This is a genomic window from Streptomyces corchorusii (genome assembly GCF_001514055.1).
Lineage (GTDB): Bacteria > Actinomycetota > Actinomycetes > Streptomycetales > Streptomycetaceae > Streptomyces > Streptomyces olivaceoviridis.
Genome location: NZ_KQ948357.1, coordinates 567,977 through 575,699, shown reverse-complemented (window position 1 = coordinate 575,699; position 7,723 = coordinate 567,977). Strand labels below are relative to the sequence as shown.

Sequence of the window (7,723 nt, the reverse complement as noted above, 5' to 3'; positions counted from 1 at the left end):
CCGTTTCGCGATCCGATTCCCAGTCGGTGGGGTGTCTCGGGGTTTTCGACTTTCGCCGTTCGCCCTTTCGACATTCACTACGTTAGCCGATTCCCTCGGGAACTCATAATCGAGTCTCGCGAGTTCGAATTCGGGCACACGGGTGCGCCGGAAACGACCCCGCTGAGGGGTTGAAGCTAGGTAGTGGGTTGGCCGCTCCGGCTGCAGGCGATCGCCGTACCCGGTTCAGCGGCTTGGGCCACATTACGCATCTCGGCGGCCCGCGTCAACTTCGGCGGCGCCGCGGCACGTGGGCCCGATAGGGGCTCACGGTCGGGTCGTTGGCGACCCAGAAGCGCCACGGGTGGAGGTCGCCGTCTCCTCCCTCGCCGGCGACGCCGGTACGCGGACCGTTGCGTACCTGGTCGGAGGGGACCGGTGTCCCCGCGAGCATCTTCAGAGGGGTCTCGCCGGAGGCGCACGCGTCCGCGCCGTCCAGGGCCCGGTCGACCTCCAGGGCCGTGGCCAGCCGGGCCGGTCCCTTGGCGAGCTCCTTGTCGTTCCGGGCCGATACGCGTCGCTTGCGGGCCAGCTCGGCGCCCTCCACCACTTCGCCCGCGCGGAGCAGGACCGCGCTGGCCCGGCCCTCGGGTCCGCAGACCAGGTTCATGCAGTGCCACATGCCGTAGGTGAAGTAGACGTACACGTGTCCGGGCGGGCCGAACATCACCGCGTTGCGGGCGGTGGGGCCACGGAAGGCGTGCGAGCCGGGGTCGTTCGGGCCGTCGTACGCCTCCACCTCCGTGAGGCGGAGGGCGATCGGGCCGTCGGGTGTCGTCCGGACCAGAATGCGGCCCAGGAGGTCGGGGGCGACCTCCAGTACCGGGCGGTCGAAGAAGGCTCGGGGCAGTGGCGTACGGTCCGGGGGCGCGATCATGCCCTCCGAGGGTAGTCCAGACGGGGCACGGCGCCGGCGGAACCGGGCGCGGGCGGATCGCGTTTGTACGGGTCGAGGGTCCATTCGTAAAGGGAGAGTCATGGCGTTCAAGAAGCTGCTCGCGAGCCTGGGGGCCGGCGGGGCGTCGGTCGAGACGGTGCTCACCGAGGTGAATGTCGTACCGGGTGGTGTCGTCCAGGGTGAGGTGCGGATCCAGGGTGGGTCCGTGAACCAGGCCGTCGAGGGGCTGTCCGTCGGGCTCCAGGCCAAGGTCGAGGTGGAGAGCGGCGACCAGGAGTACAAGCAGGACATCGAGTTCACCAAGGTGCGGCTCGGCGGTGCCTTCGAGTTGCAGGCGGGGGCCGTGCACGCGGTGCCGTTCGGGCTGGAGATCCCCTGGGAGACGCCGATCACCATGATCGACGGACAGGCGCTGCGGGGGATGAACATCGGTGTGACCACCGAACTGGCGATCGCGCGTGCCGTGGACTCCGGCGATCTGGACCCGATCAACGTGCACCCGCTGCCGGCGCAGAAGGCGATCCTGGACGCCTTCATCCAGCTGGGCTTCCGCTTCAAGAACGCGGACATGGAGCGCGGGCACATCCGGGGCACGCGGCAGAAGCTGCCGTTTTACCAGGAGATCGAGTTCTTCCCGCCGTCGCAGTACCGGGGTCTGAACCAGGTCGAGCTGAGCTTCGTCGCCGACGAGCACGCGATGGACGTCGTGCTGGAGATGGACAAGAAGGCGGGTCTGTTCAGCGAGGGCTCGGACACCTTCCGGTCCTTCCAGGTGGGTCTGAACGACTGGCAGGGGACCGACTGGGCGGCTTACCTCAACCAGTGGCTGTCCGAGGTCGGCAGCAAGCGCAACTGGTTCTAGGCTCGGGAACTGCTGGTTCCAGATCATCGATCAGGAGGTACCGAGGTGACCGAGCTCAAGCGGCGGCCGCTCCCCCATGACTTCCATCCGCCCGTGCCGTCGTTCACGGTGACGAGCGAGGACATCGAGGAGGGTGCGACGCTCAAGAGCGCCCAGGTCCATGCGGAGGGCAACACGTCACCGCAGCTGCGCTGGGAGGGCTTCCCGGCCGAGACCAAGAGCTTCGCCGTGACCTGCTACGACCCCGACGCGCCGACCGGCAGCGGGTTCTGGCACTGGGTCCTGTTCGACATCCCGGCCTCCGTGACGGAGCTGCCGGCGGGTGCGGGCAGCGGCAAGTTCGAGGGGCTGCCCGCGGGCGCCGTGCACGTGCGCAACGACTACGGGACGAAGGACTTCGGCGGTGCCGCTCCGCCGCCCGGGGACGGCCCGCACCGGTACGTCTTCACGGTGTACGCGGTGGACCAGGAGAAGCTGGGTCCGGACGCGGACGTCTCTCCGGCCGTCGTCGGTTTCAACCTGCGGTTCCACACGCTCGCGCGCGCCCAGCTCATCGGTGAGTACGAGAACCCCGCGCGGGGCTGACGCGAGCGCAAGGTTTCAGCCAAGGGTTCATGGAACGTTTGCCCGCCTCCGGTCTTGGAAGTGATCGGAGGCGGGCATTTTTTATTGCGTTGTCCATCTCGGCGCGCCCGTCCAGAGTTGATCCGAGCCCGCCGGGGGGTGGGCAGGTGCACACGGGAGGTGGGCTGGATGCGTGACACGCTGGTGCTGAACGCGAGTTTCGAGCCGCTGTCGACGGTGACGCTGAACCGTGCGGTCGTTCTGGTGCTCCAGGACAAGGCCGTCGTCGAGCAGGCCCATCCCGAACTGCGTATGCGGGGTGCCGATGTCGACATACCGGCGCCTCGGGTGATCCGGTTGTGCCGGTATGTACGGGTGCCGTTCCGAAGACAAGCTCCGTGGTCACGGCGGGGGGTGCTGGTCAGGGACCGGCACCGGTGCGCGTACTGCGGGCGGCGGGCGACGACGGTGGACCATGTGGTGCCGCGGTCCCAGGGCGGGCAGGACACGTGGCTGAATACGGTCGCCGCGTGCGCCGAGGACAACCATCGCAAAGCGAACCGGACTCCGGAGGAGGCCGGGATGGCGCTGCTCCGGGAGCCGTTCGAGCCGACGCCGGCGGATGCGATGCTCCTGGCTTTGGGCGCCGAGGACTTCGAGGCTCTTCCTGAGTGGCTCGCTCGGGATGCGGCCTGATCGTCTGCCGGGTTCGCTGTCGGCGGCTCCCGGGTTGTTCGTGGTTGACCGCGCGGTTCCCCGCGCCCCCGGAGGGCGCGGGTCGCACCGGTGCCGTGAAGGCCCCTCAGTCGATCGACGGCTTCTCTCGGCGCTCGGTACCGGCGGAGCCGCCGTTGCCCGATGAGCCGTTGTTGCCGTTGTTGCCCGAACCTCCGCCGAGGGGACCGAAGTTGCCCATCGCTCCGGAGAGGCCCTTGAGGGCGTCGCCGATTTCGCTGGGGACGATCCAGAGCTTGTTGGCGTCGCCCTCGGCGATCTTGGGGAGCATCTGGAGGTACTGGTAGGACAGCAGCTTCTGGTCCGGGTCGCCGGCGTGGATGGCCTCGAAGACCGTGCGGACGGCCTGGGCCTCGCCCTCGGCGCGCAGGGCCGCCGCCTTGGCCTCACCTTCGGCGCGCAGGATCTGCGACTGCTTCTCGCCCTCGGCGGTGAGGATGGCGGCCTGGCGCGTGCCTTCCGCGGTGAGGATGGCGGCGCGCTTGTCACGGTCGGCGCGCATCTGCTTCTCCATCGAGTCCTGGATGGAGGTCGGGGGCTCGATGGCCTTCAGCTCCACGCGGTTGACGCGGATGCCCCACTTGCCGGTGGCCTCGTCCAGGACGCCGCGCAGGGCCGCGTTGATCTCCTCGCGGGAGGTCAGGGTCCGTTCCAGGTCCATGCCACCGATGATGTTGCGCAGGGTGGTGACGGTGAGCTGCTCGATCGCCTGGATGTAGCTGGCGACCTCGTAGGTGGCGGCCCGGGCGTCGGTGACCTGGTAGTAGATGACCGTGTCGATGTTCACGACCAGGTTGTCCTGGGTGATCACCGGCTGCGGCGGGAACGGTACGACCTGTTCACGCAGGTCGATGCGGTTGCGGATGGTGTCGATGAACGGGACCACGATGTTGAGGCCCGCGTTCAGCGTCCGCGTGTAGCGGCCGAAGCGCTCGACGATGGCGGCGCTGGCCTGTGGGATGACTTGGATCGTCTTGATCAGGGCGATGAAGACCAACACCACCAGGATGATCAGGACGATGATGACCGGTTCCATCGTCGTTCCCCGTACCCTTCTCCGCCTCGGCTCTTTCGGCAGATCTCATGACTGTTGAAGATCTTGCTGGTCGAGTCTGACAGACCGTCGCGCAACTCGTGAGTCGTTCTCGGTCAGTTGGCCCTCAGATGACGATCGCGGTGGCCCCTTCGATGTCCACGACGTCCACCTCCTGGCCCACTTCGTAGGCACGGCCGGTGTCCAGGGCGCGGGCCGACCAGACTTCCCCGGCGAGTTTGATGCGGCCTCCGGACCCGTCGACCCGCTCCAGGACGACGGCCTGCCTGCCCTTCAACGCCTCCACGCCGGTGGCGAGTCGGGGGCTCTGCCGGCCGTGCCGGGCGGCGATGGGCCGGACGACGGCGATGAGGGCGACGGAGACGACGACGAACGTCAGGACCTGGATGACCGCGTCGAAACCGAGGGCGGAGACGGCCGCCGCCGCCACGGCGCCCACCGCGAGCATGCCGAACTCCGGCATCGCGGTGACCACGAGCGGGATTCCGAGCGCCGCCGCGCCGACGAGCCACCACACCCATGCGTCGATGTCGTTCACATGGTCATGGTAGGGCCGCGGTCGGGCGGCGGACAGGGCGCGCAGGGGAGAGCAGAGGGGTCAGGACAGGGGCAGACCCTGGGCGGTCCAGCGGTCGCCGACCTGCTCCACGACGAGCGGGAGGCCGAAGCAGAGGGAGAGGTTGCGGGAGGTGAGTTCGAGCTCGATCGGGCCGGCGGCGAGCACCTTGCCCTGGCGGATCATGAGGACGTGGGTGAAGCCGGGGGCGATTTCCTCGACGTGGTGCGTGACCATGATCATCGAGGGGGCGATGGGGTCGCGGGCGAGCCGGCCGAGGCGGCGTACCAGGTCCTCGCGACCGCCGAGGTCGAGACCGGCGGCGGGTTCGTCCAGCAGGAGCAGTTCGGGGTCGGTCATCAGGGCGCGGGCGATCAGGGTGCGCTTGCGCTCGCCCTCGGAGAGGGTGCCGAACTTCCTCTCCAGGTAGTCGCTCATGCCGAGGCGGTCGAGGAAGGCGCGGGCGCGCCGCTCGTCGACCTCGTCGTACTCCTCCTGCCAGTGGGCGGTCATGCCGTAGGCGGCCGTCAGGACGGTCTCCAGCACGGTCTGGCGCTTGGGGAGCTTGTCGGCCATGGCCATGCCGGCCATGCCGATGCGGGGGCGCAGTTCGAAGACGTCGGTGCCGGGCTTGCCGAGGGTCTCCCCGAGGATGGTGGCGGTGCCCTTGCTGGGGTAGAGGTAGCTGGAGGCGACGTTCAGGAGGGTGGTCTTGCCGGCGCCGTTGGGACCGAGGATGACCCAGCGCTCGCCCTCCTTGACCGACCAGGAGACCTGGTCCACCAGAGCCCGGCCCTCACGGACCACGGATACGTCCTGAAGCTCCAGAACATCGCTCATGAGCGCGTTGTCTCCCCTTGCAGTGTGGCCGGTCTCGGCTGTCGCGTACGCCTGTGGCTCGGGTCCGCCGCGCCGGTGGGCGCAGCCCTTATGAAATCTACGCCACGAGTGCCCCGCTCCATTCCATCGGTCCGGTCCTTAGGGTGGAGGCATGCTCTCGGAACCGCGTTCAGGACGCCTTGCCGCTTGGGGAAATGCCCTTTTGGCCGGACTTGTCTCTCCGGATGACGCCGTACTCGCCGTCGTGGGCGAGGACGCCGTGCACCGGGTGGAGGGGCTGCCCGGTGAGTCCGCGCCGGTCGGGCTGACCCTCGCACTGGGGCGGCTGCGCACGCTGGGGGTGACCGGACTGCGGGTGGCGCTGCCCGCGCCGGGGCATCCGCTGGGGCTGAGCGGCCCGCCCGAGTTCAACGCGCGGGCGCTGGAGGCCGAGGAGGCGGTGGTCTGTCACGGGTCCGCGCTCGGGCTGGTGCCCGAGGTGTACGAGGCCGGGCCCGCGGGCGATGTGCACGCCGAGGTGGTCTGGCACGTGCTGCCGGTGCGGGAGGCGCCGCCCGCCGATGTGCCGTCGCTGGGCGAGGCCGAGCGGGAGCTGGCGGAGGCGCTGCGGGAGGCGACCGAGGTGCTGTCGAAGCTGGACGTCGCCGGGTCGGGGCCGGTGGCGGAGGCGGCGATCGACGCGTACCGGGCGCGGGCCGAGCGTGGCCGGGAGGTGCTGGCTCCGGGGTATCCGCCGCGTGCGGTGCGGGTGTTGGAGCTGGCGCAGCGGGTGGGGCTGCTGGTGTCACTGGCGTACGGCAACGGTCACGGGGGCGCGGTGAGCGCCTCGGAGATGGCAGCACGCGGAGCGGCACTGCGGCCGGTGGAGCGGACGGCCCGGCGGGCGCAGGTGGCGGCGTACAACTCGTTCGTGGAGCAGCGGGAGCGGGGGATGCGGTGAGGTGTGGGGGCGGGGGCGGGGCAGATGCCTGACGGCTGGAGAGCGGAGCGGACGCCCGGGGGCCGGGGACCGGGGCGGATGCCTGGCGGCCGAGAGCCGGTACGGGGGCTGATGGCCGGGGGGCCGGTACCGGGGGGGGCTGAGCGCTCGGCGCGGGCACGGAAGGCTGAAGGGCCGGGTCGGCACACCTTAGGGGCCGGGCTCGTACCCATGCCGGGAGGCGCAGGGCCGATGCGGAGGGCCGGGGGTCCCGCGCAGGCTCCGGAAGGCTGAGCTGCCGGGCGGGCGTGGGTGCCCGGGGGCCGGGGTCGACGTGGATGCCCGCCGGTCCGGCGCGGGCTCCGGAAGCTGAGGAGCCGGGCTCGCGGAAGGCTGAGGGGTCGCCGCTGGGAAGAGCCCCCCCCCCGGAGCCCTATGCCGCTCGCGGGAGCGTGGCGGCCGGAGGCTGGGAGAGGTCCCGCGTTGGTGCGTGAGCCCGACGCTCGGTGCGGGCGCGTGAACCTGGGTGCCCGGGGCCGGTACGGAAGGCTGAGGGGCCGGCCCCAGGGGCGTCGTTACCGGGTGACGCTCGTGTTGCCGAAGGCCGGGTTCAGGGCGCCGACCAGGTTGGCGGTCAGGCCGTCCACCTGGACCGGGACGTCGACCGGGATCTGGGCAGTGAGGCCGGAGGCGACGCCCGGGGACCGTACGGCGGCGGCGTGGGCGTCCGCGTCGGCGACCGCCGAACCGGCGGACGCGCCGGCGGCGAGGCCGGCGGCGGTCACGGCGAGCGCGGCCTTCTTGACGATGTTCATGGGGACGGGTTCCTCCTGCGTGTGCTGCTCCGACCCGACCGTGGGTCGTGCGCTGATCAACGCGGGAGCCCCCGGCGGGGTACGGGAACGCCGGTCCCGGCGCCCGTTCGGGCCAGTCGGACGACAACCCGACAGGCCCCCCGGTGCGCCCGGGAGGCCTGACGTCGTCGCCGGCCGGAGCCTCAGCCGTTGAGGCCGAGGTTGCCGAAGGCCGGGTTCAGCACGCCGATGACGTTCACGCTGTTGCCGACCGCGTTCACCGGCACGTGCACCGGGACCTGGGCGACGTTGCCCGAGCCGACGCCCGGGGAGCCGACGGCCTCGCCGGCCGCGTGGGCGCCGCCGTGGGCCGAGGCCAGACCGGCACCGGCCGCCACCAGACCCCCGGCCACCATCGTCACGGCCGCCGCCTTCTTCAGGTTCTTCACTGTCAACCCCTCC

10 protein-coding genes are annotated in these 7,723 nt (G+C 70.6%); 4 read left to right on the top strand and 6 right to left on the bottom strand.

The window, feature by feature from the left end:
* Positions 1 to 265 precede the first annotated feature (265 nt).
* Positions 266 to 916: a DNA-3-methyladenine glycosylase gene (locus tag AQJ11_RS21115; protein WP_059264022.1), complete on the bottom strand. Its 651-nt coding sequence runs from the start codon at positions 914 to 916 to the stop codon at positions 266 to 268.
* 100 nt (positions 917 to 1,016) lie between these two features.
* Here AQJ11_RS21115 and AQJ11_RS21110 point away from each other — a divergent pair, with 100 nt between their 5' ends.
* From AQJ11_RS21110 to AQJ11_RS21100, 3 genes are all read left to right on the top strand, one after another.
* Complete coding sequence (locus AQJ11_RS21110; protein ID WP_014671851.1) at positions 1,017 to 1,799, top strand: sporulation protein; 783 nt, start codon at positions 1,017 to 1,019, stop codon at positions 1,797 to 1,799.
* Between the two features lie 45 nt (positions 1,800 to 1,844).
* Positions 1,845 to 2,384, top strand: coding sequence for a YbhB/YbcL family Raf kinase inhibitor-like protein (locus AQJ11_RS21105; protein WP_014671852.1), 540 nt, complete (start codon positions 1,845 to 1,847; stop codon positions 2,382 to 2,384).
* A 168-nt stretch (positions 2,385 to 2,552) separates the two neighbouring features.
* Entirely contained in the window at positions 2,553 to 3,059 is a 507-nt protein-coding gene (locus tag AQJ11_RS21100) for an HNH endonuclease (protein ID WP_014671853.1), read from the top strand.
* 106 nt (positions 3,060 to 3,165) lie between these two features.
* On the opposite strand, the gene AQJ11_RS21095 is transcribed toward AQJ11_RS21100, so the two are convergent.
* From AQJ11_RS21095 to AQJ11_RS21085, 3 genes are all read right to left on the bottom strand, one after another.
* Positions 3,166 to 4,134: an SPFH domain-containing protein gene (locus AQJ11_RS21095; protein WP_014671854.1), complete on the bottom strand. Its 969-nt coding sequence runs from the start codon at positions 4,132 to 4,134 to the stop codon at positions 3,166 to 3,168.
* Positions 4,135 to 4,258: 124 nt separating this feature from the next.
* Positions 4,259 to 4,690, bottom strand: a complete 432-nt coding sequence (locus tag AQJ11_RS21090; RefSeq protein ID WP_059264021.1) for an NfeD family protein — start codon at positions 4,688 to 4,690, stop codon at positions 4,259 to 4,261.
* A 60-nt stretch (positions 4,691 to 4,750) separates the two neighbouring features.
* The gene (locus tag AQJ11_RS21085; RefSeq protein WP_014671856.1) at positions 4,751 to 5,548 is read right to left on the bottom strand and encodes an ABC transporter ATP-binding protein; all 798 of its coding nucleotides are present in this window, start codon (positions 5,546 to 5,548) and stop codon (positions 4,751 to 4,753) included.
* Between the two features lie 151 nt (positions 5,549 to 5,699).
* Here AQJ11_RS21085 and AQJ11_RS21080 point away from each other — a divergent pair, with 151 nt between their 5' ends.
* On the top strand, positions 5,700 to 6,488 hold the full coding sequence (locus AQJ11_RS21080; protein WP_059264020.1) for a hypothetical protein: 789 nt from the start codon (positions 5,700 to 5,702) through the stop codon (positions 6,486 to 6,488).
* Between the two features lie 554 nt (positions 6,489 to 7,042).
* Here the strand turns inward: AQJ11_RS21080 and AQJ11_RS21075 are convergent.
* Positions 7,043 to 7,282 (bottom strand): chaplin, encoded by a 240-nt coding sequence (locus AQJ11_RS21075; RefSeq protein ID WP_059264019.1) that lies wholly within the window; start codon positions 7,280 to 7,282, stop codon positions 7,043 to 7,045.
* Positions 7,283 to 7,464: 182 nt separating this feature from the next.
* Entirely contained in the window at positions 7,465 to 7,710 is a 246-nt protein-coding gene (locus AQJ11_RS21070; protein WP_059264042.1) for a chaplin, read from the bottom strand.
* Between the last annotated feature and the right edge of the window lie 13 nt (positions 7,711 to 7,723).